The sequence below is a fragment of the Novosphingobium sp. BL-S-32 genome, from assembly GCF_056857055.1.
Window position 1 is genome coordinate 501,221 of sequence record NZ_CM166476.1, and the last position, 26,899, is coordinate 528,119.

A 26,899-nucleotide genomic window follows, 5' to 3' on the forward strand; every position below is an offset into this window, starting at 1 on the left:
GCTCAATCCTCCAGCAGCAGAACCTGCACTTGCGGCTTCTTTCCGGACCAGCGCGTCGCTGCCCGGCGCGCGGCAAGCCGCGCCGCCTCGACCCGAACTTCGCGGTCAGACTTCTTCGCCCTGCCAAGCGCATTGACGACATCCTGCTGCGCTTCTTCGACGAACTTCTCGTAGTCCTCATCGAGCGGCAACCCGATTGCGGCAACCTGCACGTTGCCCTTCCGGTCGGCTGCGACCGAGACCACGCCGTTGAAGGAAATCCGGCGGCGCATCACCATCGCATCGCCATCCGCGGGCGCGATGATATCGCCATCGAGCACCAGGCGGCCCGAGCGCACTTCACCGAATTTTCCGGGATGGCTTGGCGCAAGGCGCACGAGGTCGCCATTTTTCTGGAACAGGGCCTTGGGAATACCGCTCGCGAGACCAAGCCGCGCCTGTTCGCGCATGTGCCGTACCTCTCCGTGAACCGGAACAAGGATTTCGGGCCGGATCCAGCCATAGAGTGCCTGAAGCTCCGGACGGCCGGGATGTCCGGATACGTGGATGGTGCTCTGGCGGTCGGTGACGATAACTATGCCGGAATCCGAAAGACGGTTCTGGATGCGGCCGATGGCGATCTCGTTGCCGGGGATCTGGCGGCTCGAGAACAATACGACATCGCCCGCTTCAAGCTTGATCGGATGGTTGCCCTCCGAAATACGCGCCAGCGCCGCACGCGCCTCGCCCTGCCCGCCGGTGGCGACGATCAGGACCTCGCCGCGCGGCAGGTCCATCGCGGTATCGATGTCGATCAGTTCGGGCAGCTTCTCCAGATAGCCGCTGGCTTTTGCCGTCTCGATGATTCGATCCAGCGAACGCCCGGCCACGCAGAGCTTGCGCCCGGTCTTGCGGGCCACATCGCCCAGCGTCTGAAGCCGCGCCACATTGGAGGCGAAAGTCGTGACGAGCACACGCCTGCCGCGATGCGACTTCACTTCCTCCAGCAGCCCACGATAGACCTCGCCTTCGGAGCCCGACGCCTGCGGATTGAACACGTTAGTCGAATCGCAGACGAGCGCGAGCACGCCCTCGTCACCGATCGCCGTCAATTCTTCCGCGGTCGTCGGCGTGCCAACTTGCGGCTCGTCATCGAGCTTCCAGTCGCCGGTGTGGAAAATCTTGCCGTAAGGCGTGTCGATCAGCAGCGCGTTGCCTTCCGCGATCGAATGCGCCAGCGGCACATAGCGGATACCGAACGGCCCGAGTTCGAAGCGTTCGAGATCCTCGACCACGATCAGTTCGACCTCACCGAGGATGCCCGCTTCCTCCAGCTTCGCCGCGACAAGACGCGCGGTGAAAGGGGTCGCATAAATCGGTACGTCGAGCGCCTCGGCGAAATAGGGTACCGCGCCGATGTGGTCTTCGTGCGCATGGGTCAGGACGATGCCCAGCAGGTTCTCGCGCTCATCCTCGATGAATTCGAGGTCCGCGAAGACGAGATCGACGCCCGGGTACTCGTTCATGCCGAAAGTCATGCCGAGATCGACCATCAGCCACTTGCCCTGGCAGCCATAGAGATTGACGTTCATGCCAATCTCGCCGGAACCACCCAGCGCGCAAAACAGCAGTTCGTTACCCGGTATCACTTCTTTACAGCCCTCTCGGCAAGTATGGCGAGGCCCTCAAGCGTCAGGTCGGCATCGACGGCATCGAAGATGTCCGTCGCCTTGTCGAACAGAACGGCGAGACCGCCGGTGGCGATTACTTTGGCGGGACGGCCGATTTCCGCACGCATGCGGGCAATCAGGCCTTCCATCATGGCGACGTAGCCCCAGAATACCCCGATCAGCATCTGGTCTTCGGTATTGCGGCCGATCACCGACTTGCTCTGCGGCACGGCGATGGCAATGCGCGGGAGCTTGGCGGTATTGCCGACCAGCGCGTCCAGCGAAAGATTGATGCCCGGCGCGATAATGCCACCTTTGTAGGCGCCATGATAGTCAACCACGTCCAAAGTCGTGGCCGTGCCAAAATCGACGACGATAAGATCGCCGCCGTGGCGTTCATGCGCGGCAATCGCATTGACCGCACGGTCGGCACCCAGCGAGCGCGGCTCGTCAACGTCGATATCGATCGCGTAGTCGGCCTTGCCTTGCCCCGCGATCAGCGGCTCCACTTCGAAATAGTGGCGGCAGAGGATCTCCAGATTGTGCAGCGCGCGCGGCACCACAGTGGAGATGATGATGCTGTCCACCGCCTTGGGATCGACGCCGCGGATCGCCAGCAACTGCATCAGCCAGACCGCATATTCGTCGCCCGTACGGCGCGGATCGGTCGCAATGCGCCAGCGGCCTCGCAGCGTGCGCCCTTCGAAGAGCGCGAAAACGACATTGGTATTGCCGGCATCGATCGCGAGCAGCATCGGAATTCCTTCAGACCAGCGAGACGTCGCCCGCATGGATGACACGTAGGCTTCCGTCCGGCAGACGCAAGCGCAGAGCACCGTCGGGGTCAAGCCCGGCGAAAGCGCCGAGCGCCTCCCCTTCCCCGTCCAGCACAACCTTCAGAGGCGTGCCTTGCGGATAGGCATGCTGCTGCCAGGCCCCCAGCGTGGCCGAAAGCCCTTCGCTCCGCCATTGCGAGAGACGCCTCGCATAAGCAGTCGCCAGCTTTTCGAGCACTTTTTGCGCATCGACATCGCTTCCACCCGAAGCCAGTACCGACGCCGTAGCGCGGTCGGCCAGTTCGGGGGCGGATACAAGGTTGATACCGATGCCAACGATCACATGATCGCCGCAGCGTTCCAGCAGAATGCCGCTGATCTTGGCGCCCGCGACAAGAACGTCGTTGGGCCATTTGAGTTGAACGCCCGCTTCCGCAGGTAGCAGCGCGGCAATCAGGTCACGGACGGCGAGCGCCGCCACGAAAGCCAGCGTATGAGCCGCCGGGTCATCGGCGCGAAGCGCGATGACAGTGCTGGCGTAGAGATTGCCCTCAGGCGAGGACCATTCCTTGCCGCGACGCCCGCGCCCGGCGCTTTGTCGCACCGCGCGTAGCCAGAACCCTTCAGCAATGCCCTCGCCGGCGCCGAGGCGCCGGACGAGATCGGCATTGGTCGAAGCGGTCTCTTCGACGACCTCTATCAAAGGCCGGAGAAGAGCGCCGCCGCAGCGGTGTCAGCCAGATGGCCCAGCCAGCGGGTGAGCAGGAAGCCCAGCGGCGAAATGACCACGCACGAACCCACGAGGACGAGCTTGTGCCAGATGTCGCTCTGGCCCTTCACCACGTCGGCCGGTTCGTCGAAGTACATGATCTTGACGACCTTGAGGTAGTAGAAAGCGCCGATCACGGAAGCCGCAAAGCCCAGCGCGGCGAGCGCGATCATGCCGCCGTCAACCGCGGCCTTGAAGACCAGGAACTTGCCCCAGAAGCCGAACATCGGCGGGATACCGGCAAGGCTGAACATGATCATCGCCAGCGCCAGGGCAAGGCCCGGACGGGTGCGCGACAGGCCGGCCATCTTGCCGAGATCCTCGACCGGATTGCCGTTTTCGTCGGCAAGCATCAGGATCATGACAAAACCGCCAATCGACATCGCAACATAGATCGCGAGGTAGAACAGCATCGCCGAGATGCCTTCCGGCGTTGCCACCGCGAGGCCGACCAGCATGAAGCCGACGTTGTTGATCGACGAATAGGCCATCAGTCGCTTGATGTTCGACTGACGCATCGCGCCAAGAGCACCGATCACGATCGAAGCGAGTGCTGCGAAGACAACGATCTGCTGCCAGGCATGCGCCTGTTCACCGAAGGCTTCGATGGCAACGCGCATGGTAAGCGCCATCGCGGCGACCTTGGGGGCCGTTGCGAAGAGCGTGGTCACCGGGGTCGGTGCACCTTCGTAAACGTCCGGCGTCCACATATGGAACGGTACGGCGCTGATCTTGAAGGCAAGACCGGCGAAGACGAACACGAGGCCGAACAGGGCGCCATGCGAGAGGCCATGCGCCATCGAGGCGCTGATGCCGTCGAACGACGTCGTGCCTGCGAACCCGTACGTCAGGCTCATGCCGAACAGCAGGATGCCCGAAGCCAGCGCGCCCAGCACGAAGTACTTGAGGCCCGCTTCGGCCGAACGACCATCGGTGCGCAGGAACGCGGCCAGGACGTAGGCGGCGAGCGAGTTCATCTCCAGGCCGATGTAGAGCGTGATGAGGTTCGTTGCCGAAACCATCATGCTCATGCCGATCGCCGCCAGAACGACGAGCACCGGATATTCGGCACGCATCGCCTTGAAGCGATCGAAGTAGGCCGGAGCGACCATGATCGAAACGGCGGCAGAGATGTAGATCAGCACTTTCGCGAAGGAAGCGAAAGCGTCGGCCTTGAACTGGCCGAAGAAGGCGTAAGTTTCGACGCCCATGGCACCGCCGCAAAGCGCGGGGGCGACGAGGACGCCGGCGGCGACGAGCGCCGCCACGGCGAGAACGGAGATCAACCGGGCAGCCTTGTCACCACCCCAGGCGGCGATCAGGAGCAAGACGAGGCTTGCGAAGCTCAGCGTTTCTTCAGGCGCGATCAGGCGCAGTGACTGCGACCAGTCCATCAGTGTGCCCCCTCATGCGCAGCTTCTTCATGCGCAGGCTTTTCCTTGCCCATGGCCAACTTGGCGTCTCCTTCCGGCTTTGCACGCGCAATCCGGGCGTCGAGCGCGGCAATGTCGGCGCGCATCGGAGCAATGAAGCTCTCGGGATAGACGCCCATCCACAGCACCGCGAGGCCCAGCGGAACCACCATAAGCAGTTCGCGGACGTCGAGGTCGGCCATGGCGGCGGCATCGGCGTTCTTCTGGTCGCCAAAGGCGATCCGGCGATAGAGGTAGAGCATGTAGGCAGCGCCCAGGATGATACCGGTGGTGCAGATCAGCGCCGTCCAGCTCGATGCCTGGTAAATGCCGCCAAGGCTCAGGAATTCGCCGACGAAACCGCTGGTGCCCGGAAGGCCGATCGAGGCCATCGTGAAGAGCAGGAAGAACAGCGCATAACGCGGCATGTTGATGGCAAGACCACCGTAACGGACGATCTCACGGGTGTGCAGGCGGTCGTAGATGATGCCCACGCAAAGGAACAGCGCGCCCGAGACGAGGCCGTGGCTCAGCATGACCAGCATCGAACCTTCGAGGCCCTGCGGGTTGAAGGCGAAGAGACCGATGGTCACGATCGCCATGTGAGCGACCGACGAATAGGCGATCAGCTTCTTCATGTCGCTCTGCACCAGCGCGATCAGCGAGGTGATAACGACAGCGGCCATCGAGAGACCCCACACCAGCGGCGCGAAGTAGGCCGAAGCTTCGGGGAACATCGGCAGCGAGAAGCGGATGAAGCCGTAGCCACCCATCTTCAGTAGCACGCCTGCCAGGATCACCGAGCCAGCGGTCGGCGCCTGAACGTGCGCCGCCGGAAGCCAGGTGTGGACCGGCCACATCGGCATCTTCACCGCGAAGCTGGCGAAGAAGGCGAGGAACAGCCAGGTCTGAGCCTGCGGATCGAAGTCATAAGCCATCAGCGCAGGAACCGAGGTCGTGCCGGCAGTGTGGACCATCCACAGCATCGCCACGAGCATCAGCACAGAACCGAGCAGCGTGTAGAGGAAGAACTTGTAAGCAGCGTAGATACGGTCCGCACCACCCCAGATACCGATGATAAGGTACATCGGGATCAGGCCGGCTTCGAAGAACATGTAGAACAGGAAGATATCCTGTGCCGCGAAGACGCCGATCATCAGCGTTTCCATGAGCAGGAAAGCGGCCATGTATTCGCCGACGCGCTTCTCGATCGAGTTCCAGCTCGCACCGATACAGATCGGCATGAGGAAGACCGAAAGCAGGATCAGCAGCAGCGCAATGCCATCGATGCCGAGAGCGTAGGAAAAGCCCGAGAACAGCTCATGCCGTTCCGTGAACTGCCACTGCGCTCCGCCAATGTCGAAGTTCATCCAGAGGACAATGCCAAGAGCAAGGTCCGCGAGGGTGGCGACAAGCGCCACCACTCGGGCCGATTTGGCATCAAGGTAGAGACAAGCCAGTGCCGCCGCGAGCGGCACCAGCAACATCAGACTGAGGATCGGAAAACCACTCATCATCTTATCCCGCGATCACCCAGCTGATGGCGGCAACGACGCCGATCAGCATGACAAGTGCGTAGCTGTACAGATAGCCCGACTGGACCTTCTGCGCGTAAGTCGAACCCCTGGCGACGACCCAGGCCGCACCGTCGGGACCGAACTTGTCGATCACGCCGATGTCCAGGACATTCCAGAACACCTTGCCGAGCCAGAAAGCGGGACGGACGAAGATCGTGTTGTAGAGTTCGTCGAACATCCACTTGCGGTACACGAAGGTGTAAACCGGCCCGAGCTGTTCGGCGACTGCCTTGGGGAACGAGAGATTCTTCATGTAGCCGTACCATGCGGTCAGCAGGCCCAGCGCCATCACCGTGAACGGAGCCCACTTCACCCAGGTCGGAACGCCATGCATCGCGTGGATCAGGTGTTCGTGGAAGACCAGTGCGCCCTTCCAGAACTCGCCCTCTCCTTCGGAGACGAAGGCATGCTGGAAAATAAAGCCGGCAAAGATCGCACCCAACGAGAGGATGATCAGCGGCAGCAGCATGACCGGCGGGCTTTCGTGCGGGTGGTAGCCACCCGTGCCGTCGCCGTGCTGCGTGTAGTCCGGACCGCGCGAACCGATTTCTTCGCTCGCATGCGAATCTTCGTCCTCAGCGTGCTCATGGCCATCGTGAGCATGATCGTCATGACCATGGCCATGCGCGTCATGAACGGCGTGCTGAATGTGCTCCGACTGGATCCAGCGCGGCTTGCCGAAGAAGGTCAGGAAGACCAGGCGCCACGAATAGAAGCTCGTCATGAGCGCGGCAGCGATGCCCATCCAGAAGGCGAAACCACCGATCTGGGTGCCCGAACCGAAGGCTGCTTCGAGGATCGCGTCCTTCGAGTGGAAGCCTGCGAAGCCCGCGAAACCTGCGATACCCACGCCGGTGATGGCCAGCGTACCCGCCGTCATCGCCCAGAAGGTGATCGGGATATGCTTACGCAGGCCGCCGTAGAAGCGCATGTCCTGCTCGTGGTGCATCGAGTGGATGACCGAACCGGCACCAAGGAACAGCAGTGCTTTGAAGAACGCGTGCGTGAACAGGTGGAACATGGCCGCGCCATAGGCGCCGACGCCGGCGGCGAAGAACATGTAACCGAGCTGCGAGCAGGTCGAGTACGCGATCACGCGCTTGATGTCCCACTGCGTGCAGCCCACGGTGGCGGCGAAGAAGCAGGTGCAGGCGCCAACGAAGGCGACGAGGTGCATCGCGGTCTCGCTGGTCTCGAACATCGGCGAGAGGCGGCAGACCATGAAGACGCCGGCGGTGACCATGGTCGCGGCGTGAATGAGGGCCGAGACCGGGGTTGGGCCTTCCATCGCGTCCGGAAGCCAGGTGTGCAGGCCGAGCTGCGCCGACTTGCCCATCGCGCCGATGAACAGAAGGATGCAAATCACCGTCATCGTGTCAAAGCGGTGGCCGAGGAAGCCGATGGTCGAACCCGCCATGCCCGGCGCTGCGTGCAGGATCTCGGGAATCGAGACCGTGCCGAACACCAGGTAGGTGCCGAAGATGCCCAGCATGAAGCCAAGGTCACCCACGCGGTTGACCACGAAGGCCTTGATCGCGGCGGCGCAGGCCGAAGGCTTGCGGAACCAGAAGCCGATCAGAAGGTACGACGCGAGACCCACGCCTTCCCAACCGAAGAACATCTGCACCAGGTTGTCCGCCGTCACCAGCATGAGCATGGCGAAGGTGAACAGCGACAGGTACGCGAAGAAGCGCGGCTGATCCGGCTCCTCGCTCATGTAGCCCCACGAATAGAGGTGCACGAGCGCGGAGACCGAGGTGATGACCACCAGCATGACGGCGGTCAGCGTGTCGACACGCAGCGCCCAGTCGAAGGTCATCGCGCCAGACTGGACCCACTTGAGGACCGGAACGACGCTGGCTTCGGCGTGGCCGCCGAGGAACTGCAGGAAAATCGGCCACGACAGCAGGCACGACACGAAGAGCGCGCCTGTTGTCAGGGACTTCGCCGCGACGTTGCCGAGCTGCTTGTTGCCAAGCCCGGCGATGATCGCTGCCAATAATGGCAGGAAGACGATGATCAGGATCGGGTGCAAGGCCTTATCCCTTCATCCGGTTGACGTCGTCGACGGCAATCGTGCCGCGGCCACGGAAGTAGATCACGAGGATAGCAAGCCCCACTGCGGCCTCGCCGGCAGCAACCGTCAGCACGAACATCGCGAAGATCTGACCCGTGAGGTCGTGCAGGAACGCGCTGAAGGCGACGAGGTTGATGTTGACCGCAAGCAGGATCAGTTCGATCGCCATGAGCAGAACGATGACGTTCTTGCGGTTGAGGAAGATACCGAGGACGCCGAGCACGAAAAGGATCGAGCTGACGGCCACGTAATGTTCGATGCCGATCACAGCTGAACCCCCTTGCCCACTTCGGGCTTGACGTTGACGGTCGCTTCGTCGGGACGACGTGCAATCTGCTTGCTGATGTTCTGACCACGCGTGTCGGTGCGCTGGCGATGGGTCAGCACGATGGCGCCGATCATCGCAACGAGCAGGATCAGGCCCGCCGCCTCGAACAGGAAGAGATAGCGGCCATACATCAGGGCGCCGATGGCCTCGATGTTCGACGCACCGACCGGAATCGCTGCCGTGCCGTCAGGCGTGCCGAGCGTCATTGCGCCCGACTTCAGGACGCCGAGACCGACGAGCAGTTCGGCGACCAATACGGCCGCGACCAGCAAGCCCAGCGGGAAGTTCTTGACGAACCCTGCACGAAGCTCCGCGAAGTCGATGTCCAGCATCATGACGACGAACAGGAACAGAACCGCGACAGCACCGACGTAGACGATGATGAGCAGCATGGCGATGAACTCGGCGCCGACAAGAACCATGAGCCCGGCAGCGTTGAAGAACGCCAGGATCAGGAACAGCACCGAATGCACCGGGTTGCGGGAGACGATGGTGGCCACCGCCGAAGCGATGGTCAGCGCCGCGAAAAGGTAGAAGGCGATAATCTGGATCATGTCCGTGGCCCCCTATCGGTACGGCGCGTCGGCTTCAAGGTTCGCGGCGATCGCACGCTCCCACTTGTCCCCGTTCGCCAGTAGCTTGGCCTTGTCATAGAGCAGTTCCTCGCGCGTTTCCGTCGCGTATTCGAAGTTCGGCCCCTCGACGATCGCATCCACCGGGCAGGCTTCCTGGCAGAAACCGCAGTAGATGCACTTCGTCATGTCGATGTCGTAGCGCGTGGTACGGCGCGAACCGTCGGCACGCGGCGCGGCTTCGATGGTGATCGCCTGCGCCGGGCAGATCGCTTCGCAGAGCTTGCAGGCGATGCAGCGTTCCTCGCCGTTGGGATAACGGCGCAGGGCGTGCTCACCACGGAAGCGCGGCGAAAGCGGGTTCTTCTCGAATGGGTAGTTGATCGTCGCCTTGGGCTTGAAGAAATACTTCAAGGTCAGCCAGTGCGCCTTCACGAACTCCCAGAGCGTGAAGCTCTTTATGAGTTGTCCGACGGTCATTGGAAGTGTCCGGTAGCCATGAGGTAGCCGCTGACGAGAACAACGAACAGCAGCGATACGGGCAGGAAGACCTTCCAGCCCAGGCGCATCAGCTGGTCATAGCGATAGCGCGGAACCGTCGCCTTCACCCAGCTGAACACGAAGAAGAAGAATGCGACCTTGAGCAGGAACCAGATGAAGCCCGGCACGAGGTAGAGAACGGGAATGTCGAGCGGCGGCAGCCATCCGCCCCAGAACAGCGTCGCGTTGAGCGCGCACATCAGGAGCACATTGGCATATTCACCCAGCCAGTAGGCAGCGAAGGCCATCGACGAATATTCGGTCTGGTAACCGGCAACGAGCTCGGATTCCGCTTCGGTAAGGTCGAAGGGAGCGCGCTGCGTTTCGGCCATGCCCGAAATCAGGAACATCACCCACATCGGGAAGAGCAGCGGGTTCGCGACGAAGCCGTTGATGATCCCGAAAACGTGGCCCTTCTGGGCCCAGACGATGCCGTTGAGGTTGAAAGTACCGGCCCAGAGAACGACGCAGATCAGGATGAAGCCGATCGAGACTTCATACGAGATCATCTGCGCCGAAGCGCGCATCGCCGAGAAGAACGGGTACTTGGAGTTCGATGCCCAACCCGCCATCACGGTGCCGTAGACACCGAGCGAGCTGATCGCGAGCACGTAAAGCAGGCCGACATTGATGTCCGCCAGAACCGCGCCCGAGTTGAACGGGATCACCGCCCAGGCCAGCAGCGCCACGGTGAACGTGACAACCGGCGCGATCAGGAACAAGCCCTTGTTCGACGCCGAAGGAATGATGGTTTCCTGAAGGAAAACCTTCAGACCGTCCGCGAAGGACTGAAGCAGGCCGAACGGGCCGACCACGTTGGGACCACGGCGCAGCGCCATGGCGGCCCAGATCTTGCGGTCGACATAGATGATCATGGCAACAGCCAGCATCAGCGGCAGCGCGATGAGCAGGATGCCGCAGACGGTGGACACGAACCATGCCCACTCGTGGCTCATCCCGAGAGTCTGGAAGAAAGCGGTCATTCCGCGGCCTCCGCCAGATCTTCACCGTGCAGGATTTCGGCCGAGCAGCGCTGCATGACGGCACTCGCACGGGCGATCGGGTTGGTCATGTAGAAGTCCTTGATCGGATAGGCGATCTGACCGGCAGCGGAACCGCCGCCATTGGGCAGAACGCTCCCGTAATCGGCAAGACCTTCGCTGCCAAGTGCAGGAACTTCCTTGATCATTGCATTTCGCAGCTGATCGAAGCTGTCGAAGCCGACCGACACGCCGAAGGCGTCCGCGAGCGCACGCAGGATCGTCCAGTCTTCACGCGCGTCGCCGGGTGCGAAGACGGCCTTGTCAGCCCACTGCACGCGGCCTTCGGTGTTGACGTACGTGCCCGCCTTTTCGGTGTAGGCCGAAGCCGGCAGGATCACGTCCGCAGCGTGGGCACCCTTGTCGCCGTGGTGACCGATGTAGACGATCATCGAATCGGCGAACTTGGTGAAGTCCACTTCGTCGGCGCCGAGCGCGAGCAGAACCTTGGGCTTGGCGGCGACGAGGTCGGCAATGCCGCCCTTCTGCGCGTAGCCGAGCATCAGGCCGCCCATGCGGGCCGCCGCCATGTGGAGGACATTGAAGCCGTTCCACTTGGTGCCATCTTCAAGATCGCGAACGAGGTTGAACTGGGCGGCGAGCGCGAGGCCCGCTTCCAGACCACCACGGCCGAGCGCCGCACCGCCGAGGATGACCGCCGGACGCTTCGCGTTCGACAGCGCATCGGCGACGTTCTGCGGAAGATTGCCAAGGACCGAGAGGTCTTCGCCAAGGAACTCGCCGCCGAAAGTGGTTTCCCACTCGGGACCGACGAGGAACACCTTGGCACCGCGCTTCACTGCCTTCCGGAGGCGAACGTTGAGCAGCGGGGCTTCCCAGCGCACGTTGCTGCCCGCGATCAGGATCGCGTCAGCCGTCTCGATACCCGAGAACGTGGTGTTGAAGTTGACGGCGGCGAGGTTGTCGGTCGCGTAGTCCATCCCGGTCTGGCGACCTTCGATAAGCTTCGAACCGAGTGCGCCGACCAGCTTCTTGGCCGCAAACATCGTTTCGCAATCGACCATGTCGCCAGCCATGGCGGCGATCGAATTGCCCGGGTTCAGCGTGGCGATGGCAGCGAATGCCTCGTTCCAGCTGACCGCGACGAGCTTGCCGTCACGGCGCAGGAACGGCTTGTCGAGGCGGCGCTTGGTAAGCCCGTCGACCATGTAGCGCGCCTTGTCGCTGATCCATTCCTCGTTCACGTCATCGTTGTTACGAGGAAGCACGCGCAGCACTTCACGGCCACGCGCATCGATGCGGATGTTGGCACCCGTGGCGTCCGACACGTCGATGCCCAGCGTCTTCTTGAGTTCCCAGGGACGGGCCTCGAAGGCGTAGGGACGCGAGGTGAGCGCGCCAACCGGGCACAGGTCAATCACGTTGGCCGACATCTCGTGCTTGGCAGCATGTTCGAGATAAGTCGTGATCTGCATGTTCTCGCCGCGATAAAGCGCGCCGATCTCGTCCACGCCGGCGATCTCTTCCGAGAAGCGCACGCAGCGGGTGCAGTGGATGCAGCGCGTCATCGTCGTCTTGATGAGCGGGCCCATGTACTTTTCAGTGACCGCGCGCTTGTTCTCGTCATAGCGCGAAGCGCCGCGACCGTAGGCAACGGACTGGTCCTGAAGGTCGCATTCGCCGCCCTGATCGCAGATCGGGCAGTCGAGCGGGTGGTTGATGAGGAGGAACTCCATCACCCCTTCCCGCGCCTTCTTGACCATTTCGGAATCCGTGCGGATTTCCTGGCCTTCGGCGGCAGGAAGCGCGCACGAAGCCTGGGGCTTCGGCGGTCCGGGCTTCACTTCGACCAGGCACATGCGGCAGTTACCGGCAATGCTCAGGCGTTCGTGGTAGCAGAAGCGCGGGATTTCCTTGCCGGCAAGCTCACAGGCCTGCAGCACGGTTGCGCCGGTGGGGACGTCGATCTCGACGCCGTCGACTTTGACCTTGGGCATTACTCGGCAGCCTCGCGGACGTTTTCGGCGATCCGGCGCTCAAGCTCCGGACGGAAATGACGGATCAGGCCCTGGATCGGCCACGCCGCAGCGTCGCCCAGAGCGCAGATGGTGTGGCCTTCGACCTGCTTGGTCACCTGCTGCAGCATGTCGATTTCCTCGACTTCCGCGTCGCCGGTGCGCAGGCGCTCCATCACGCGCCACATCCAGCCCGTGCCTTCGCGGCAGGGGGTGCACTGGCCACAGGACTCGTGCTTGTAGAAGTACGAGATGCGGCTGATGGCGCGAACGATGTCGGTGGACTTGTCCATGACGATGACGGCAGCGGTACCGAGGCCCGAGCCGACGGCCTTCAGGCCGTCGAAGTCCATCGGGGCATCCCAGATGTCGGCAGCCGGGACCAGCGGAACCGACGAACCGCCGGGGATCACCGCCAGCAGGTTGTCCTTGCCCCCGCGAATGCCGCCGCAGTGACGCTCGATCAACTCGCTGAACGGGATCGACATCTCTTCCTCGACCACGCAGGGACGGTTCACGTGCCCGCTGATCTGGAAGAGCTTGGTGCCCTTGTTGTTCTCACGGCCGAAGCTTGAGAACCACGCGGCACCGCGACGCAGGATCGTCGGCGCGACGGCGATCGATTCGACGTTGTTCACCGTGGTCGGGCAGCCGTAGAGGCCTGCACCGGCCGGGAACGGCGGCTTCAGGCGCGGCTGGCCCTTCTTGCCTTCGAGGCTTTCGATCATCGCGGTTTCTTCACCGCAGATGTAGGCGCCGGCGCCGCGGTGGACGAAGACGTCGAAATCGTAGCCCGAACCGCAGGCGTTCTTGCCCAGCAAGCCGGCTGCGTAAGCCTCTTCACGCGCCGCGAACAGCGTCTCCGCCTCGCGGATGTATTCACCGCGAATGTAGATGTAGGCCGCGCGCGCACCCATTGCGAAGCCCGCGACCAACGCGCCTTCGAACAGAAGGTGCGGATCGTGACGCATGATCTCGCGATCCTTGCACGAACCCGGCTCGGATTCGTCCGCGTTGATCACGAGGAAGCTCGGCTTGGGATTGCCGTTCTGGTCGAGCGGCGGCTGCTTGGGCATGAAGGACCACTTCATGCCGGTCGGGAAGCCCGCGCCGCCGCGACCACGCAGACCCGAAGCCTTCATCTCGTCGATGATAGCATCACGGCCGCGCTCGATCAGCGCCTTGGTGTTGTCCCAGGCACCGCGCGCCTGCGCTTCCTTCAGGTTCCACGGCTGATAGCCGTAGAGATTGGTGAAGATGCGGTCTTTATCGAGGAGAGCCATTACCACTCACTCCGATAGTCATGGTTTTCGGTGATCATGGCCGCCAGGTTGGTCGGCTCGCCCACCGGTTCGACGGTGTGACGGGCGGGATCCTGGGTACCGGCCTTGGGCGTTTCACCACGCGCCAGCGCGTCCAGCACCGCGTTCAGGCGGTCGGACGTGAGGTCTTCGTAGTTGTCGTCGTTGATCTGGACCATCGGGGCCGAGGCGCAGTTGCCCATGCACTCGACCTCGGTGAACGACCAGAGGCCGTCTTCCGAGATGTGGCCCTTCTTCATGCCGCGCGACTTGCAGGTCGCCAGCAGATCGTCCGATCCGCGCAGCATGCACGGCGTGGTGCCGCAGACCTGCACGTGGAAACGGCCGATCGGCGCGATGTTGTACATCGTATAGAAGGTCGCGACCTCAACCACGCGGATGATCGGCATGTCGAGATAGGCGGCGATGTATTCCATCACCGGGATCGGCAGCCAGCCCTGCGTGTTCAGCTCCGCGCCAACCTGACGCTGAGCGAGATCGAGCAGCGGCATCACGGCCGAGCGCTGGCGCCCTTCCGGATAACGCGCGACGACTTCCTTCGCCTTTTCGGCGTTTTCCGGAGTCCAGGCGAAATTGCCCCAACGCGCCCGCAGTTCGGGCGTATCGGGTTCGATATAGCGGTCAGCCATGCTTACCTCTGCGCTTCAGCCACTGGTCCTGGCCGAAAAGAAACAATTCGAAACCGCCGATCGCAGTCACCATCATCGGCAGCATGGCCGAAGGCTGGAATGCGAGGTAGACGGCGGCAAAATACCAGACCGCAAGCGCCACACCGGTGACAGCGGCCCAGATACGAGTCAGTTCGAGAGTGTTGAACTTCACCGGAAGACCTCCCTCACCGGATGAACTCGACGCGCGAGCACTTGTCGCCCTCGAAGCTGTAGACGGCCAGAACGTCGAACGGCTCGACGAGATCGGAACCGTCCGTCGCCGGGCCACGCGTGACATGCTCGCGGAAGACGACATAGTTGTCGGTCTCTTCGCGCGAGACGATCACGGCCTTGTTCTCGGGCCACTTGGCGAAAGCCGCCTTGAGGCCAGAGCGCGTGCCTTCCTTGCCCTCACGAACCACAGCCCCGCGATAGTTCGCTTCGCTGGCTTCGTCGGTCATGTAGGTCACGTAAAGATCGGCGTCCTGCGCGTTGTAGGCCGCGATCATGGCTTCGGCGATGGCGAGCTTGCTCAACGGTCGCACTCCCCGAACACCACGTCGATGGCGCCCAGAATGGCGGTCGCGTCGGGGAGCATGTGCCCCTTCGACATGAAATCCATCGCCTGGAGATGCGAGAAGGCAGTCGGGCGGATCTTGCAGCGGTACGGCTTGTTGGAGCCGTCCGACACCAGATAGACGCCAAATTCGCCCTTCGGACTTTCCGTGGCAACGTAGACTTCGCCGGCCGGCACGTGGAAGCCTTCGGTGTAGAGCTTGAAGTGATGGATCAGCGATTCCATCGACTGCTTCATCTCACCGCGCTTCGGCGGCACCACCTTGCGGTCGGAAGAAGCGATCGGGCCTTCGGGCATCTGCGCCAGGCACTGCTTCATGATCTTGGCCGACTGACGCACTTCCTCGACGCGGACCATGAAGCGGTCGTAGCAGTCAGAGTTGGTGCCGACGGGGATCTCGAAGTCCATGCGGTCATAGACGTCGTAAGGCTGCGACTTGCGGATATCCCAGGGGATGCCCGCGCCGCGGATCATCGGGCCGGAGAAGCCCCATGCCAGCGCGTCTTCCTTGCTCACCAGCGCGATATCAACATTGCGCTGCTTGAAGATGCGGTTGTCGACCACGAGGCTCATCGCGTCCTCGAACAGCTCCGGCAGGCGGGTGTCGAGCCAGTCGGCAATGTCGGTCAGCAGCTTGAGCGGCACGTCCTGGTGGACGCCGCCGGGGCGGAACCAGGCCGAGTGCATGCGTGCGCCCGATGCGCGTTCGAAGAAGTTGAGGCAGTCCTCGCGGATTTCGAACAGCCACAGGTTCGGGGTCATCGCGCCCACGTCCATGACGTGCGAACCGATGTTGAGCATGTGGTTGCAGATGCGGGTCAGCTCGGCGAACAGCACGCGCAGGTACTGCGCGCGGATCGGAACTTCGAGGTTGAGCAGCTTTTCGACCGCAAGGACGTAGGAATGCTCCATGCCCAGCGGCGAGCAGTAGTCCAGACGGTCGAAATACGGCAGCGCCTGAAGGTACGTCTTGTGTTCGATCAGCTTTTCGGTGCCGCGGTGCAGCAGGCCGACGTGCGGGTCGATGCGCTCGATGATCTCGCCATCGAGTTCCATGACCATGCGCAACACGCCGTGGGCCGCCGGGTGCTGTGGACCGAAGTTGATCGTGTAGTTGGTGATGACTTCATCGCCGGTGGTCGGCGACTGTTCGAGCTGGATGCTCACGCCTTGTCTCCTTCGGCTTTTTCATCGCCCGGAAGCACGTATTCGGCGCCTTCCCAAGGGCTCATGAAGTCGAACTGACGCAGGTCCTGCGCGAGCTTGACCGGCTCGTAGACCACGCGCTGGTCTTCTTCCGAATAACGCAACTCGACATGGCCGGTGAGCGGGAAGTCCTTGCGGAACGGGTGCCCTTCGAAGCCATAGTCGGTCAGAATGCGGCGCAGGTCCGGATTGCCGGCGAAGATCACGCCGTACATGTCGAACACTTCGCGCTCCAGCCAGCCCGCGTTGGGCCATAGCGTGGTCACGGTCGGCACCGGCGTGCTTTCGGCGGCGTTCACCTTCACCATGAGGCGATGGTTCTTCGTCACCGAGAGCAGCATGTAGACGACTTCGAAACGCTCAGGCCGCGACGGATAGTCGACGCCAGCCATTTCCATCAGCTGCTGGTATTCGTGATGGTCACGCAGCAGGCGAAGCGCGTTTTCGATCTGATTACGCGCAACGGTGAGCACGACTTCGCCGTGCTCTTCCTTGCTCGCCTCGACCATGGTGCCCAGCGCGGCCGAGAGCGTCTCGATCACACCTTCATTCGAAGCGAACTTCGGGGCGGAATGCAGAACGGTCATCGTCGTCCTTACCTATCGAGCGCGCCGACGCGGCGGATCTTGCGCTGCAACTGCATCACGCCATAGAGCAGCGCTTCGGCAGTCGGCGGGCAGCCCGGCACGTAGATGTCGACCGGAACGATCCGGTCGCAACCGCGCACGACGCTGTAGCTGTAGTGATAGTAGCCGCCGCCGTTGGCGCACGAGCCCATCGAGATGACGTACTTCGGGTCCGACATCTGGTCGTAGACCTTGCGGAGCGCCGGAGCCATCTTGTTGCAGAGCGTGCCGGCAACGATCATCACGTCCGACTGGCGCGGGGACGCGCGCGGCGCGGCACCGAAGCGTTCCATGTCGTAACGCGGCATGTTCACGTGGATCATCTCGACCGCGCAGCAGGCGAGGCCGAAGGTCATCCACCACAGCGAGCCGGTACGGGCCCACTGGAACAGTTCCTCGGTCGAGGTGACGAGGAAGCCCTTGTCGGACACTTCCTGGTTGAGGTCCTTGAAAAAGGACTGATCGGGCGGCGTAACAGCACCGCCCTGGCTTGCAGCCGGCGCCAGAGGCTGGCCGGCGGAGTTAACGAGCGTGCTCATTCCCAGTCCAGAGCTCCCTTCTTCCATGCATAGGCGAGGCCGATGGCCAGTTCACCGAGGAACACCATCATCGTCAGCCAGCCGGCCCAGCCGGTCAGCTTGAGCGAAACGGCCCAGGGGAACAGGAACGCAGCTTCAAGATCGAAGACGATGAACAGGATCGCCACGAGATAGAAGCGGACGTCGAACTGGCTGCGCGGGTCTTCGAACGCGGGGAAGCCGCATTCGTACTCGCTGTTCTTGTCAGCACTCGGGTTGTGGGTGCCGGTCAGGCGGGAGACGGCGATCGGCAGCAGCACAATCACCGAGGAGAGCGCGAGCGCGATCACCAGAAAGATGAGGATCGGCAGGTATTGTGACAGATCAGTCAATGGTTCTGGCCTCATACCGGTATTACGGCAGCCGGACTCATGCCAAAGACAATGTCCGGTCGTTGCGGGCGCTCTTAGGCCAGCCCTCCCCCCTCTGCAAGGTGTCCAAGCGGAATATTCGGCCCAAGTTCGTTGCATTGCAACACGTTCGCAATAAGCCGAGACGGGGACACCGATCGCGGGCATACGGCGGCGTAGCGCAACCCCGGCAAAGCCCGCGGCATTGCCCGAACGGGCATAAGAAACGCCGGGCTGCCCCACAGATGCAAGATTTCGCAGCCAGATTGCGAAAAATGACGCTCAACAGCAATAGGCCAACGCCATGGGGATGGAGCATGGTCGCATCCGTTATCGCCAGAGTCGCCAATTGCAATTGATGCAGCGCAACACTAGTTCACCTGCCAAGGATACCTGTTTTCCAGCGTGAAAGGCATAATAATGGCCCAGATCTCGGCTTCGGACCCTATCGTCATTCTTTCCTACGCCCGTACTCCGATGGGCGGTCTGCAAGGCTCGCTCGCCGAAGTGTCGGCAACCGACCTCGGCGCAACCGCGGTCAAGGCCGCCGTCGAGCGCGCCGGTGTCGCCGGTGACGACATTGAACGCATCTATATGGGCTGCGTGCTGCCCGCCGGCCTCGGCCAGGCCCCTGCCCGTCAGGCGGCGATCAAGGCCGGTCTTCCCAAGTCGGTGCAGGCGACCACTGTAAATAAAGTCTGCGGCTCGGGCATGCAGACGGTGATCATGGGCGCAGAGGCACTCGCTTCGGGCTCGCTCGACGTGATCATCGCGGGCGGCATGGAATCGATGACCAATGCGCCGTACCTGTCCAAGAAGCACCGTTCGGGCGCCCGCGCCGGCCACGACACGCTTTACGATCACATGTTCCTCGACGGTCTTGAAGACGCCTATGAAGGCGGCTCGATGGGCTCCTTCGCGCAGGTCACTGCCGACGAGTATCAGCTGACCCGCGAAAATCAGGACGATTACTCGATCGAGTCGCTCCGCCGCGCGCAGGAAGCGATCAGCAACGGCTCGTTCAAGGACGAAGTCGTTCCCGTCACCGTCAAGACCCGCAAGGGCGATCTGGTGATCGACACCGACGAGCAGCCGCCGAAGGGCAACCCGGACAAGATCCGCACGCTCAAGGCCGCTTTCGCCAAGGACGGCACGATCACTGCCGCCACCTCCAGCTCGATCTCGGACGGCGCTGCTGCCGTGGTGATGACCCGCAAGAGCGTGGCCGAAGCCAAGGGCCTCGCTCCGGTCGCCACCGTTGTCGGCGTTGCCGCCCATGCGCAGGAGCCCGCGAAGTTCACCACGGCTCCGGTCGGCGCCATCACCAAGCTGATGGACAAAGTGGGCTGGCAGCTTTCGGACGTCGACCTGTTCGAAGTGAACGAGGCTTTCGCCTGCGTCGCCATGTTCGCGATGCATGACCTTGGCATCCCGCATGACAAGGTGAACGTCCACGGCGGCGCCACTGCCCTTGGCCACCCGATCGGTGCTTCGGGCACCCGCATCATCGTCACCCTTATCAATGCCCTGAAGGAAAAGGGCCTGAAAAAGGGCGTTGCCTCGCTCTGCATCGGCGGCGGCGAAGCAACGGCCGTGGCGATCGAACTGGCCTGATCGCAATACAAGCTCTCAAGAAGAAACCCCCGCTGGAAACGGCGGGGGTTTTTCTTTGTCATCAGCAGGTTGGGGTATCCATCTCAGAGCGTGCCCGCGCCCCAGAGGTCCTCCTGTTCGACGAAACCCTTATGTCCGGCGATATCGAACGGACACCAGCCCTCCTTGCACTCGCCCAGCAGTCCGACGACGCCCGGCTCGACCCGCCAGAGCATCGGCGAGGAGCCGCGCGGTTCGGCATGCATCTCGATCACGCCCTTGGAGCGGACCATCGCCGAGCGCGTACGCGAAAGCAGCAGGTCGCGCATCCAGCCCTGCGTACCGTCGGGATCCTCAACCAGACGCCACGGCCCCTCACGGCGGATCACTTTCACCGGCAAGTGCTCGCGGCGATAGACCCAGTCGATCTTGTACGATTCCCCCGGCCCCACGCGCAAGTTCGCGAGGTCAGCATCGATTGACGCCCAATAGGGAACCTTGCCCTCATCAGCAGCCGAAGCCGGCACCGCGAGAAAGCCGGCGAATGCACCGACAATGACGGCGCAGGCAACCGCGCGCAGGCGGAACGATTTTCCTTGAGACATGCCCCACTCATACCTTGCCCCCGGGCACCGCTTCAAGGCTGCTTGACCCGCCGCCTGTGGACGGCCTAGCCCATTCCCGTGATGACTCTGGTTACCGAGACAGATCTGGCCCATCGCCCTGGTGGACGCCCCCGCGTTATCGTCACACGGCGCCTGTTGCCGGGGGTCGAAACGCGCATGGCCGAACTGTTCGACGTGGTTCTCAATGCCGACGACACACCGATGACGCGCGACGCGCTTGCCGCTGCGATGCGCGAATGCGACGTGCTCGTCCCCACGGTGACCGACCGCATCGACGCCGAACTGATCGCGCAGGCGGATCCGCGATTCGGCATGATCGCGAACTTCGGCGCCGGAACAGAACATATCGATGTCGATGCCGCACGAGCGCGGGGCATCGTCGTCACCAATACACCGGGTGTCTTCACCGACGACACTGCCGATCTCACGCTGGCGCTCATTCTCTTCACCATGCGGCGATTCGGCGCGAACCAGGCCATTCTGCGCGACGGCCAATGGAAAGGCTGGGCGCCGTCCACGATGCTTGGCAGCGCGCTCTCCGGCAAGCGACTCGGGATCGTCGGAATGGGACGCATCGGTCAGGCCGTTGCCCATCGCGCCCGCGCCTTTGGCCTTGAGGTGGTCTATCACAACCGCCGCCGTCTCCCGTCCGCTCTGGAGACCATGTTCGGCGCCCGGTTCGAAGCGGATCTGGAGCGCCTCATTGCCGAAAGTGACATTCTGACGCTCCATTGCCCCGCCCTGCCCGGCGGTGCGCCGCTTATTGATGCAGACAGGCTTGCCCTGATGAAGTCCGGCGCCTGCCTTATCAACACCGGGCGCGGGCAACTGGTGGACGAGGACGCCCTGATCGACGCGCTGACCCAAGGCCGGATCGCCGGCGCGGGGCTCGATGTCTTCGCGCGGGAGCCGAGCGTCGACCCGAGGCTGCTCGCGCTCCCCAATGTGGTTGCCCTTCCCCATCTCGGCAGCGCAACTTTCGAGGGCCGCGGCGAAGCGGGTGAGCGGATCATCGCCAATATCCGCTTCTGGGTCGACGGCCACCGCCCGCCCGATCAGGTCCTGCCCGACTTGCCCTAGGCGCGGTAACTTGTCTCGTAACCTTTTCCTGCTCTAAGTCCTCCCCGGGGCCCGGCTTTCTGGCCGGTCCATTTCGGGGGGAATGGTTCGATGAACACGCGCGGCACGGTTACCGTGGCGACTTTGCTTGCGGCACTGCCGCGCCCTGCCTTGGCGCAATCGCTGCATGATGCGGTGAACAGCGGCGATACCGCATGGCTGCTTGCCGCCGCCGCGCTTGTACTACTGGCCGCGCTTCCCGGCATAGCCCTGCTCCATTCCGGGCGGGTGCGCGCGGGAAACGGCATGTCCGTGCTGTTTCAAACCCTCGCCATCGTTGCCGTCGTCAGCCTGATCTGGACGGTGGTTGGCTACACGCTGGCCTTCGGTGACGTATCGGGCGGCTGGATCGGCGCCGGCAATGCCTGGATGCTGATCCGGCTGAGCGCCGTGCGCGCAGGCACCGCCATTCCCGAAAGCGCCTTCGTTCTCTTCCAGCTTGTCGCGGCAACGCTGGCTCCCGTGCTGATGACGGGCGCCTGGGCCGAGCGCGCGCGGTTCGGATGGGTCGTGCTGTTCTGCGCGCTGTGGTCGCTTATGGCCGCAGCGCCGATCTCGCACTGGGTCATGGGCGGAGGCTGGCTGGCGAGTTCAGTCGGCACGTTCGACTGGAGCGGCGGTCTGCCCATCTTCGTCGCGACGGGTGCGTCCTCGCTCGTCGTCGCGGTGATGATGGGTCGCCGTCTCGATTATCCCGGTGAACGTGACGGCAACGGCGGCATCCCGCTGCGACTGGTCGGCAGCGCGCTGGTCTGGATCGGCGGCCTTGGCCTCTGCGGAGGTTGGGCCCTTGGCGCTTCCGATGGCGCAGCCGCCGCCGCGATCAATGCGCATGTCGCCATGGCCGCGAGCGTATTCACCTGGCTTGCCGCCGACCGCCTGAGCCACGGCCGTATCGGATCGTCGGGCCTCGGTTCAAGCGTGATCGCCGGCCTTGCCGCCGTCGCTCCCGCCGCCGGATACATATCGCCCGGTGCCGCGCTGCTGCTGGGCATTCTCGGAGCCCTGGCGGCACGGCAGGGACTGCGATTACTCGCCCGCGCACGGATCGATGACACTCTTGGCATCTTTGCGATAGCCGGGCTTCCCGCCATGATTGGAACCCTCCTTCTCGGCCTGTTCCTGAGCCCATCCTTCGGCGGGACCGGGTATGCCCGCGGTCATACGATGATCTCGCAGATCTTCGCGCAGGCCTTGGGCCTTGGCGCCGTGGTCCTCTGGGCGACCGTCGCGAGCACCATCGCCGCACTCATGGCCTCGGTCCTCTTCCCGATGCGCATGTCGGAACATGCCGAACGCAACGGGCTCGACTTCAGCAGCCACGGGATCGGCCCCGCCACATGAACGATACGATGAAGACTTGGCTTCGATACGGCACCCGGGCGCTGCGCCTGACTTTCAGTGCCGCCGGTCGCGCAAGTCGCGCCGAAGTGCTGGCATGTGGGGTGAGCCTGATCCTGCTCAATCTGCTACTGTCGGGAACGGCATCACTGTTTCTGTCAGGCGATGCCTTGAAATGGGCCCGGCTGGGTATTCCCGCCCTGATCGTACTGCCCTGCTTCGCGCTGTTCGTCCGGCGCGCGCACGACCTGAATTTCAGCGGCTTGTGGACCCTGCCAGTCCCGATCCTTGCGCTGCAAAACCTGTCTCTGGACCTCGTGACCCTGACGGCAGGCTGGGATGCGCGCGGCAGTGTCGAAGCGGTTACGCGCTATCTCGACTGGCTGCTGTTTCCTGCATTCGCGCTTGTCTGCCTTGCGCTGGTCTGCATCCCCGGAACGCGCGGTACGAACCGTTTCGGTCCGGATCCGAGGGCGATAACGCCTCCCGCATCCGGACCGGAAACAGCCTGAAGGGTCGTCAGCCGGGCTTCTTCGGCAGGGCGATCTCGGCCACGCCGGCGCACATGAGCGTGCCCTTCTGGTTCATCATCTTGTGCTTGACCTGTACGAGGTAACGCCCCTCTTCGTCCACCATCTTGTCGACCACTTCGGCAGTCTGGATGGTGATGTCGCCCGAAAGCGCAGGACCGCGATAGTTGGCGGTAGAATGGACCACCATGCCCCATTCGCCGGCCCAACCCGCCAGATAATCGGTCACCCAGGCACCCATCGAAGCGCCATAGCCGTAAGCGCGGGGCATGCCGATCTTGCGCGCATACTTCGGGAAGAGGTGCCCGCGCGACGGGCCGATATAGGCGCCGTCGGTCAGTTCGGGATTGATCCGCTCCATATGCGGGTCGTTCTCGTGCCCTGCCATCTCTGCCGTGAAGCCCAGCGCGGCAAGATCGAGTTCACGGCGGTCGAGCGTGCCCCAGGTGGTGAAGAGATAGGAACGCCACTCGGTGGTGAAGCTGGCGACGGTGTGGAGACCGATAACACGCTCGGGAAGATGGTCGCCGACTTGCACGTCATCCCACCAGCGCTCGCCATGGCCGAGATCGTGAAGCATCTGGATCCACGCGAACTTGCGCTCTTCCAGCTTCTCCAGTTCCTCGTCGGTCCACTCCGGTTCATCGAACTCTGCCGTGTTGACAGTGTCACCGCCGGCGGACGCGAGGTAGCGGATCGCGGTCGAACGCTGCTTCGCGATCAGTTCCCCGTTCTGATTGCGGTAGAAATTGTCCCCGCGCTGGAAGCAGGTCGGGCCAAAGCCGGTGTTCTTGACCACGTAATCGAACGGAATGCGCTCGTTCGAAACGACATCGCCGCCGAAAATGCGCGGCCCGTAGTGCCAGAACTCATCGCCACCGAAGAGCAGATGCGAGTTGGGAATGCAGCCCATGCACGAAGGCGCGGTGCCATGGCCGTCGTCCATGACGATCGGGAAGCTCTGCGGCGCGACGAGACGGCCGAAGCGGCTCGCGGCAGCATAAGCTGGGTCGAAATGGAGCAGGTTGGGATAGTGCATCCCCTGCACCCAGCGGCGAATGTCGTTGTTGCCGAGCGGCTCGCGGATCGGCGAGGAATCGATGACCTTGCCGAGATACTGATCGATGTCCGAGCAATCGAGCGTGGCGCCCGTTGTCGATGTGGCATCAGCCATGACGAAATTCCTCTCCTTTGCGGGCCATTCGCAATGGCCTTGTTACTAGTCGACAGTGCTGTCTATTACATCGTGAGGCATCGAGGTCACGCACCAAGGCCCTTGCCCACTTGCAGTAACGCCGTGGCGCTACCACGCCCTCGACACGGCGCGGGCGTCCGATTATGCCACGATTTAATCGATCACTTAAACGGACGAGACATGACCCTGCCTGCGCTTTTCGCGAACCTGCGCCTTCCCGTGATTGCCGCCCCGATGTTCATCGTCTCCAACCCCGAACTGGTGATCGCCCAGGTCCGTTCGGGAATCGTCGGGAGCTTTCCCGCGCTCAATGCCCGCCCCGCCAGTCAGCTCGATGACTGGCTGCACCAAATTTCCGAAGAAACAGAGGGTTGCACGGCGCCTTTCGCAGTCAACCTGATCGTCCACAAGAGCAACAACCGACTTGAGGAAGACCTCAAGATGCTCGAAAAACACAAGGTTCCACTGGTCATCACCTCGCTGGGCGCGATCCCGGAAGTCAACGCGGCCGTTCACAGTTGGGGCGGACTGGTCATGCACGATGTGATCGACGACCGGTTTGCGAAGAAGGCCGTCGAAAAGGGCGCCGATGGGCTGATCGCGGTTGCAGCGGGCGCGGGCGGACACGCCGGAACCCAGTCTCCCTTCGCCCTGATGCAGGAAATCCGCGCGTGGTTCGACGGGCCTCTGGCGCTGTCGGGCGCGATCGCCTGCGGGCGCTCGATCCTCTCGGCACAAGCCATGGGCGCGGACTTCGCCTATGTCGGCAGCCCGTGGATCGCCACGACCGAAGCCAACGCGACCGACGCCTACAAGCAAGGCATCGTCGACAGTCACGCCACCGATATCGTCTATTCCAGCCTGTTCACGGGCGTTCGCGGCAACTACCTGCGCGCCTCGATCGTCGCCGCCGGCCTCGATCCCGACAATCTGCCCGAAGGCGACAAGGGGCAGATGGACTTCGGTTCGGGCGGCAATACCGCAGCCAAGGCCTGGAAGGACATCTGGGGCGCCGGTCAGGGCGTGGGCGCCATCGAACGGATCGAGCCGGTGGCCGATCTCGTCGCTGCACTGGACGCGCAGTATCAGTCGGCCAAGACGGAGCTGCGCGCCCGCACCGGCATCGCCTGAGGCAATACGGACGGGACAGGCAGCCGAGCCGGCAAGGCCGTCCCGTCCCAAAGCAGATCCGCCAGAGCGTCAAGGTCCGAGAAATCGAGACCATGGCCAAGCGGATCGTGACGGTTCAGCAAAGGGCGTGTGGCCCGCCGCGCCAGCAACAGCCGCCGCAACGCGCGGCGCAAAAGATCGAGCCGCATCTGCGCCTCGATCTGCGCCACGCGCTCAACGACAAGCTCGGTGTAACGGTGATGCGGCCCGCGATGGAGCGGCAGCCCCATGCGCAGGGCCGCCCGCTCATCGCAGGGCAGCAGCAATCCGTTATCGCGAAAATCCTCGAAGCGCAGGCTTTCCCGGCCGAGAGTCGTGAACATGCGCGCGAACGGCCTGCGCCCGAGCAGTTCGCGCGGCAGCAGATGATGTCGCTGCAAACCGGGATCGTAGTCTGGCTGATGCCTGCGGTTGACCGCTCGGAAAGACAGGAATTCTCGCAGTGCCCGGCCGATCCCGTCAATGATCCTGTCAATTCTGGCGCCAGATCCACACCACCTTGCCGACCTGCGACGGCTCCGCGAAAAGGCCGGGCGCGCCGTCGATAGGGCCGGGCGTCGTCAGCGGGCCATGGCGTACGATATGGTCCACCACCCGGATCGCGAGCTTGACGGTGTCGCCCCCCCGCTCCCCCTCGGCCGCTTCGAGCTGGAATTCCTGTCCGGAAAACGCAGCGAGCCCCTGACTGGCGATGCTGCCGTCCTCTGCCGGTACCAATGCGGTCAAGCCCAGCACAGGAAAAGCGCCGCCGCCAAGCCAGTTCATCACCATGCGCGCGAAATAGCCTGGCGCCATGACCGTACCCGCGGAATGCCACGCCACCGCGCTTACCGGTAGCTGCAGGGCAAGATCGGCCGCCAGACCGGCCAAGGTACGCACGACCGGCAGCATCGTGCTGCCCCCTGCGATGTGGCCGCCCGGTACAATCTCGACCGCTTCCAAAGCGCCCATTTCAGGCACCGCATCGAAACCGTAGGCGTGGCGAATTTCCGCACCGGATGCCGGATTAGCGGGCGCAAGGCCCGACAGGTCAAATGTCAGCCCGCTCGACAGCAGTTCGAGCCATCCCTGCTCGCGCGGCGGCTTGTGGGTAATCCGGGCCGCCGGAGCACTGCCCTCGCCCCCGCCAAGCAGCCTTTCGATGTCTTCCGCCGAGGGGCGTTTCCCCGCCGAAAACAGCAGCGAGACGCCCGTGACCGAAGAGCCTGGCCGTCGTTCCGCACCACGAAAGTCGAAGCTCACCGGATCATCTGTTTCCACCCCAGCACCTGACATCAATTTGCCCCCCGTCGAATCCGTT

General features: G+C 63.1%; 27 protein-coding genes and 1 pseudogene. 5 read left to right on the plus strand and 23 right to left on the minus strand.

The window, feature by feature from the left end; all coding sequences use genetic code 11:
* Window positions 1-2: 2 nt before the first annotated feature.
* The 19 genes and pseudogenes from AC1VVK_RS02385 to AC1VVK_RS02475 all read right to left on the minus strand — a co-directional run bounded on the left by AC1VVK_RS02385 (window position 3) and on the right by AC1VVK_RS02475 (window position 18,007).
* Window positions 3-1,628, minus strand: coding sequence for a ribonuclease J (locus AC1VVK_RS02385; protein ID WP_482904229.1), 1,626 nt, complete (start codon window positions 1,626-1,628; stop codon window positions 3-5).
* A complete protein-coding gene (locus AC1VVK_RS02390) occupies window positions 1,625-2,404 on the minus strand; it encodes a type III pantothenate kinase (protein ID WP_482904230.1) in 780 nt (259 codons plus the stop codon). Before AC1VVK_RS02390 ends, AC1VVK_RS02385 begins: the two co-directional genes overlap by 4 nt.
* Window positions 2,405-2,414: 10 nt before the next feature.
* Window positions 2,415-3,128, minus strand: coding sequence for a biotin--[acetyl-CoA-carboxylase] ligase (locus AC1VVK_RS02395; protein WP_482904231.1), 714 nt, complete (start codon window positions 3,126-3,128; stop codon window positions 2,415-2,417).
* Window positions 3,125-4,588 carry an NADH-quinone oxidoreductase subunit NuoN gene (gene nuoN / locus AC1VVK_RS02400; protein WP_132385481.1) on the minus strand — a complete coding sequence of 488 codons (1,464 nt, stop codon included), beginning with the start codon at window positions 4,586-4,588 and terminating at the stop codon, window positions 3,125-3,127. The genes AC1VVK_RS02395 and nuoN overlap by 4 nt, the downstream gene beginning before the upstream one ends.
* Window positions 4,588-6,120: an NADH-quinone oxidoreductase subunit M gene (locus AC1VVK_RS02405; protein ID WP_482905104.1), complete on the minus strand. Its 1,533-nt coding sequence runs from the start codon at window positions 6,118-6,120 to the stop codon at window positions 4,588-4,590. The genes nuoN and AC1VVK_RS02405 overlap by 1 nt, the downstream gene beginning before the upstream one ends.
* A gap of 4 nt (window positions 6,121-6,124) precedes the next feature.
* The gene (nuoL, locus tag AC1VVK_RS02410) at window positions 6,125-8,218 is read right to left on the minus strand and encodes an NADH-quinone oxidoreductase subunit L (protein WP_482904232.1); all 2,094 of its coding nucleotides are present in this window, start codon (window positions 8,216-8,218) and stop codon (window positions 6,125-6,127) included.
* 4 nt (window positions 8,219-8,222) lie between these two features.
* A complete protein-coding gene (nuoK, locus tag AC1VVK_RS02415) occupies window positions 8,223-8,528 on the minus strand; it encodes an NADH-quinone oxidoreductase subunit NuoK (RefSeq protein WP_132385484.1) in 306 nt (101 codons plus the stop codon).
* Window positions 8,525-9,142 carry an NADH-quinone oxidoreductase subunit J gene (locus tag AC1VVK_RS02420; protein WP_482904233.1) on the minus strand — a complete coding sequence of 206 codons (618 nt, stop codon included), beginning with the start codon at window positions 9,140-9,142 and terminating at the stop codon, window positions 8,525-8,527. The genes nuoK and AC1VVK_RS02420 overlap by 4 nt, the downstream gene beginning before the upstream one ends.
* A gap of 12 nt (window positions 9,143-9,154) precedes the next feature.
* Window positions 9,155-9,640, minus strand: coding sequence for an NADH-quinone oxidoreductase subunit NuoI (gene nuoI / locus AC1VVK_RS02425; protein ID WP_132385486.1), 486 nt, complete (start codon window positions 9,638-9,640; stop codon window positions 9,155-9,157).
* A complete protein-coding gene (nuoH, locus tag AC1VVK_RS02430) occupies window positions 9,637-10,683 on the minus strand; it encodes an NADH-quinone oxidoreductase subunit NuoH (protein WP_132385487.1) in 1,047 nt (348 codons plus the stop codon). The genes nuoI and nuoH overlap by 4 nt, the downstream gene beginning before the upstream one ends.
* Window positions 10,680-12,698: an NADH-quinone oxidoreductase subunit NuoG gene (gene nuoG, locus AC1VVK_RS02435; protein WP_482904234.1), complete on the minus strand. Its 2,019-nt coding sequence runs from the start codon at window positions 12,696-12,698 to the stop codon at window positions 10,680-10,682. Before nuoG ends, nuoH begins: the two co-directional genes overlap by 4 nt.
* Window positions 12,698-13,999: an NADH-quinone oxidoreductase subunit NuoF gene (nuoF, locus tag AC1VVK_RS02440; protein ID WP_132385489.1), complete on the minus strand. Its 1,302-nt coding sequence runs from the start codon at window positions 13,997-13,999 to the stop codon at window positions 12,698-12,700. Before nuoF ends, nuoG begins: the two co-directional genes overlap by 1 nt.
* Complete coding sequence (locus AC1VVK_RS02445; RefSeq protein WP_132385490.1) at window positions 13,999-14,667, minus strand: complex I 24 kDa subunit family protein; 669 nt, start codon at window positions 14,665-14,667, stop codon at window positions 13,999-14,001. The genes nuoF and AC1VVK_RS02445 overlap by 1 nt, the downstream gene beginning before the upstream one ends.
* Window positions 14,660-14,860, minus strand: a complete 201-nt coding sequence (locus AC1VVK_RS02450) for a hypothetical protein (protein ID WP_132385491.1) — start codon at window positions 14,858-14,860, stop codon at window positions 14,660-14,662. The genes AC1VVK_RS02445 and AC1VVK_RS02450 overlap by 8 nt, the downstream gene beginning before the upstream one ends.
* A gap of 13 nt (window positions 14,861-14,873) precedes the next feature.
* On the minus strand, window positions 14,874-15,224 hold the full coding sequence (locus AC1VVK_RS02455) for a nuclear transport factor 2 family protein (RefSeq protein ID WP_132385492.1): 351 nt from the start codon (window positions 15,222-15,224) through the stop codon (window positions 14,874-14,876).
* Window positions 15,221-16,432 carry an NADH-quinone oxidoreductase subunit D gene (locus AC1VVK_RS02460; protein WP_132385493.1) on the minus strand — a complete coding sequence of 404 codons (1,212 nt, stop codon included), beginning with the start codon at window positions 16,430-16,432 and terminating at the stop codon, window positions 15,221-15,223. The genes AC1VVK_RS02455 and AC1VVK_RS02460 overlap by 4 nt, the downstream gene beginning before the upstream one ends.
* Before the next feature lie 14 nt (window positions 16,433-16,446).
* A pseudogene (locus tag AC1VVK_RS02465) lies at window positions 16,447-17,058 on the minus strand (NADH-quinone oxidoreductase subunit C); the annotation flags it as partial.
* Window positions 17,059-17,066: 8 nt separating this feature from the next.
* The gene (locus tag AC1VVK_RS02470; RefSeq protein WP_132385495.1) at window positions 17,067-17,636 is read right to left on the minus strand and encodes a NuoB/complex I 20 kDa subunit family protein; all 570 of its coding nucleotides are present in this window, start codon (window positions 17,634-17,636) and stop codon (window positions 17,067-17,069) included.
* Complete coding sequence (locus AC1VVK_RS02475) at window positions 17,633-18,007, minus strand: NADH-quinone oxidoreductase subunit A (protein ID WP_132385496.1); 375 nt, start codon at window positions 18,005-18,007, stop codon at window positions 17,633-17,635. The genes AC1VVK_RS02470 and AC1VVK_RS02475 overlap by 4 nt, the downstream gene beginning before the upstream one ends.
* 438 nt (window positions 18,008-18,445) lie before the next feature.
* Between AC1VVK_RS02475 and AC1VVK_RS02480 the strand changes: the two genes are divergently transcribed.
* Window positions 18,446-19,639, plus strand: a complete 1,194-nt coding sequence (locus AC1VVK_RS02480; RefSeq protein WP_132385497.1) for an acetyl-CoA C-acyltransferase — start codon at window positions 18,446-18,448, stop codon at window positions 19,637-19,639.
* A gap of 83 nt (window positions 19,640-19,722) precedes the next feature.
* Here AC1VVK_RS02480 and AC1VVK_RS02485 read toward each other — a convergent pair whose 3' ends face one another.
* The gene (locus tag AC1VVK_RS02485) at window positions 19,723-20,223 is read right to left on the minus strand and encodes an SH3 domain-containing protein (protein WP_482904235.1); all 501 of its coding nucleotides are present in this window, start codon (window positions 20,221-20,223) and stop codon (window positions 19,723-19,725) included.
* Between the two features lie 81 nt (window positions 20,224-20,304).
* Here AC1VVK_RS02485 and AC1VVK_RS02490 point away from each other — a divergent pair, with 81 nt between their 5' ends.
* The 3 genes from AC1VVK_RS02490 (at window position 20,305) to AC1VVK_RS02500 (ending at window position 23,216) form a co-directional block, all read left to right on the plus strand.
* Window positions 20,305-21,324, plus strand: a complete 1,020-nt coding sequence (locus AC1VVK_RS02490) for a 2-hydroxyacid dehydrogenase (protein ID WP_482904236.1) — start codon at window positions 20,305-20,307, stop codon at window positions 21,322-21,324.
* Between the two features lie 90 nt (window positions 21,325-21,414).
* Entirely contained in the window at window positions 21,415-22,707 is a 1,293-nt protein-coding gene (locus tag AC1VVK_RS02495; protein ID WP_482904237.1) for an ammonium transporter, read from the plus strand.
* An 8-nt stretch (window positions 22,708-22,715) separates the two neighbouring features.
* The gene (locus tag AC1VVK_RS02500) at window positions 22,716-23,216 is read left to right on the plus strand and encodes a DUF805 domain-containing protein (RefSeq protein ID WP_482904238.1); all 501 of its coding nucleotides are present in this window, start codon (window positions 22,716-22,718) and stop codon (window positions 23,214-23,216) included.
* 7 nt (window positions 23,217-23,223) lie between these two features.
* Here AC1VVK_RS02500 and AC1VVK_RS02505 read toward each other — a convergent pair whose 3' ends face one another.
* Window positions 23,224-24,408, minus strand: coding sequence for an FAS1-like dehydratase domain-containing protein (locus AC1VVK_RS02505; RefSeq protein ID WP_482904239.1), 1,185 nt, complete (start codon window positions 24,406-24,408; stop codon window positions 23,224-23,226).
* 201 nt (window positions 24,409-24,609) lie between these two features.
* Here AC1VVK_RS02505 and AC1VVK_RS02510 point away from each other — a divergent pair, with 201 nt between their 5' ends.
* Window positions 24,610-25,560, plus strand: a complete 951-nt coding sequence (locus tag AC1VVK_RS02510; RefSeq protein ID WP_482904240.1) for an NAD(P)H-dependent flavin oxidoreductase — start codon at window positions 24,610-24,612, stop codon at window positions 25,558-25,560.
* On the opposite strand, the gene AC1VVK_RS02515 is transcribed toward AC1VVK_RS02510, so the two are convergent.
* Together AC1VVK_RS02515 and AC1VVK_RS02520 are read right to left on the minus strand one after the other, a co-directional pair.
* Window positions 25,515-25,979: an AHH domain-containing protein gene (locus AC1VVK_RS02515; protein ID WP_482904241.1), complete on the minus strand. Its 465-nt coding sequence runs from the start codon at window positions 25,977-25,979 to the stop codon at window positions 25,515-25,517. The genes AC1VVK_RS02510 and AC1VVK_RS02515 overlap by 46 nt on opposite strands.
* 91 nt (window positions 25,980-26,070) lie before the next feature.
* A complete protein-coding gene (locus tag AC1VVK_RS02520; protein ID WP_482904242.1) occupies window positions 26,071-26,841 on the minus strand; it encodes a hypothetical protein in 771 nt (256 codons plus the stop codon).
* Window positions 26,842-26,899 lie beyond the last annotated feature (58 nt).

Bases quoted from the DNA above. Each gene is read 5' to 3' on its own strand.
- AC1VVK_RS02490 (WP_482904236.1), top strand. From the start codon at position 20,305: ATGACTCTGGTTACCGAGACAGATCTGGCCCATCGCCCTGGTGGACGC.
- AC1VVK_RS02485 (WP_482904235.1), bottom strand. From the start codon at position 20,223: ATGTCTCAAGGAAAATCGTTCCGCCTGCGCGCGGTTGCCTGCGCCGTC.
- AC1VVK_RS02470 (WP_132385495.1), bottom strand. From the start codon at position 17,636: ATGAGCACGCTCGTTAACTCCGCCGGCCAGCCTCTGGCGCCGGCTGCA.
- nuoN (WP_132385481.1), bottom strand. From the start codon at position 4,588: ATGGACTGGTCGCAGTCACTGCGCCTGATCGCGCCTGAAGAAACGCTG.
- nuoI (WP_132385486.1), bottom strand. From the start codon at position 9,640: ATGACCGTCGGACAACTCATAAAGAGCTTCACGCTCTGGGAGTTCGTG.
- AC1VVK_RS02480 (WP_132385497.1), top strand. From the start codon at position 18,446: ATGGCCCAGATCTCGGCTTCGGACCCTATCGTCATTCTTTCCTACGCC.
- AC1VVK_RS02510 (WP_482904240.1), top strand. From the start codon at position 24,610: ATGACCCTGCCTGCGCTTTTCGCGAACCTGCGCCTTCCCGTGATTGCC.
- AC1VVK_RS02390 (WP_482904230.1), bottom strand. From the start codon at position 2,404: ATGCTGCTCGCGATCGATGCCGGCAATACCAATGTCGTTTTCGCGCTC.
- nuoG (WP_482904234.1), bottom strand. From the start codon at position 12,698: ATGCCCAAGGTCAAAGTCGACGGCGTCGAGATCGACGTCCCCACCGGC.
- AC1VVK_RS02405 (WP_482905104.1), bottom strand. From the start codon at position 6,120: ATGAGTGGTTTTCCGATCCTCAGTCTGATGTTGCTGGTGCCGCTCGCG.
- AC1VVK_RS02420 (WP_482904233.1), bottom strand. From the start codon at position 9,142: ATGATCCAGATTATCGCCTTCTACCTTTTCGCGGCGCTGACCATCGCT.
- AC1VVK_RS02445 (WP_132385490.1), bottom strand. From the start codon at position 14,667: ATGGCTGACCGCTATATCGAACCCGATACGCCCGAACTGCGGGCGCGT.
- AC1VVK_RS02495 (WP_482904237.1), top strand. From the start codon at position 21,415: ATGAACACGCGCGGCACGGTTACCGTGGCGACTTTGCTTGCGGCACTG.
- nuoH (WP_132385487.1), bottom strand. From the start codon at position 10,683: ATGACCGCTTTCTTCCAGACTCTCGGGATGAGCCACGAGTGGGCATGG.
- AC1VVK_RS02505 (WP_482904239.1), bottom strand. From the start codon at position 24,408: ATGGCTGATGCCACATCGACAACGGGCGCCACGCTCGATTGCTCGGAC.
- AC1VVK_RS02500 (WP_482904238.1), top strand. From the start codon at position 22,716: ATGAAGACTTGGCTTCGATACGGCACCCGGGCGCTGCGCCTGACTTTC.
- nuoF (WP_132385489.1), bottom strand. From the start codon at position 13,999: ATGGCTCTCCTCGATAAAGACCGCATCTTCACCAATCTCTACGGCTAT.